Annotated in this window: 2 protein-coding genes; both read left to right on the top strand. The window is 20.4% G+C overall.

All coding sequences use genetic code 4. The features are described 5' to 3' along the window. Positions 1–260: 260 nt before the first annotated feature. Positions 261–701 carry a DUF3627 domain-containing protein gene (locus tag C6B38_RS04840; RefSeq protein ID WP_105298855.1) on the top strand — a complete coding sequence of 147 codons (441 nt, stop codon included), beginning with the start codon at positions 261–263 and terminating at the stop codon, positions 699–701. Positions 702–849: 148 nt separating this feature from the next. Continuing rightward, the gene (locus C6B38_RS04845; protein ID WP_105298856.1) at positions 850–1,053 is read left to right on the top strand and encodes a DUF2649 family protein; all 204 of its coding nucleotides are present in this window, start codon (positions 850–852) and stop codon (positions 1,051–1,053) included. Positions 1,054–1,056: the final 3 nt, after the last annotated feature.

Below are 1,056 nucleotides of genomic sequence, written 5' to 3' on the forward strand. Positions count from 1 at the left end.
ACTAAGGAATATAAAAAAATAAAAAATGATATATTTTAGTTAATTTTGTTGCTTGATTTTTATATATTTTTCTTTTTATAAGTTCAGTTGTGTTAGTTTATGTTTTTATTTTAAATATAAATAATAACAATAAAAAAATTTTTATTTTGGCATTAGTTTCATGGTTTGTTTCTGTAATTTTGGTAATTGTTCTAACTATTTCGGAACATATAGATTTAAATAAAGGATTTAAAAAAAATTAAAGAAAGAAGTTGATAAAATTGAGTAATTTTGTTAAGAAAAATCAGAATATAGAAAATTACTTTATTGATAAGGAATTTATCCCTTTTATAACAGATAAAGCAAGTTTTATTAATTTACCTAATCATAATCGTCATATTGGTTTTTGATTGAGTAATAAGTTTATTTATCCGAGTGAAAAATATTTGGAACAAGTAGCAATCGGTTTGATTTATGATAATTCTTACCCTATTGTAAAATATGATGAAAATTTAAAACGCCATATTTGAAAGTATTTAACTGGAACAGAATTAATCAATTTATATAATCAATATAAACAAAATTACTCTACTAATATGAAAGAAGCATTATTTTTAAGTGAACCTAAAAAAGTAAAAACAAATAATAACAATAATAATTTAACAAATTGAAGTGTTGAAAAAGAACAAGAATTAATTAATGATTTGAAAGACTTAAATTAAATGAGTTTATATGATTATTGAGTTCAATTTGTTAGTTATATTATTGGTTCAAATGCCCCTGAGTTTTTATATGTTATATCGTTTGTGTTATTTATTGTTTTTTTGGAATGTTTTTTAAACTTATTCAAAAAATGTGGAGTTTTTAAAAATGCAAAATGATTGAATTAAATTAAAAGAGTTTTTTATTCATATATTTTTGTTTATAGATAAAACGAATGTTGAAAGTATTACAATGTGGAATTTAACGCAAAATGAATATTTAACTTTGATGGTTGGTGTTTGAATTGTGATTTTGTTTTTAACTTGGTTTTTCTTGTGGATGGTTTTTAAAATAGTTAGTTATTTTAAATAATTA

This window comes from Spiroplasma sp. ChiS (assembly GCF_002968355.1).
Taxonomy (GTDB): domain Bacteria; phylum Bacillota_I; class Bacilli_A; order Mycoplasmatales; family Mycoplasmataceae; genus Spiroplasma; species Spiroplasma citri.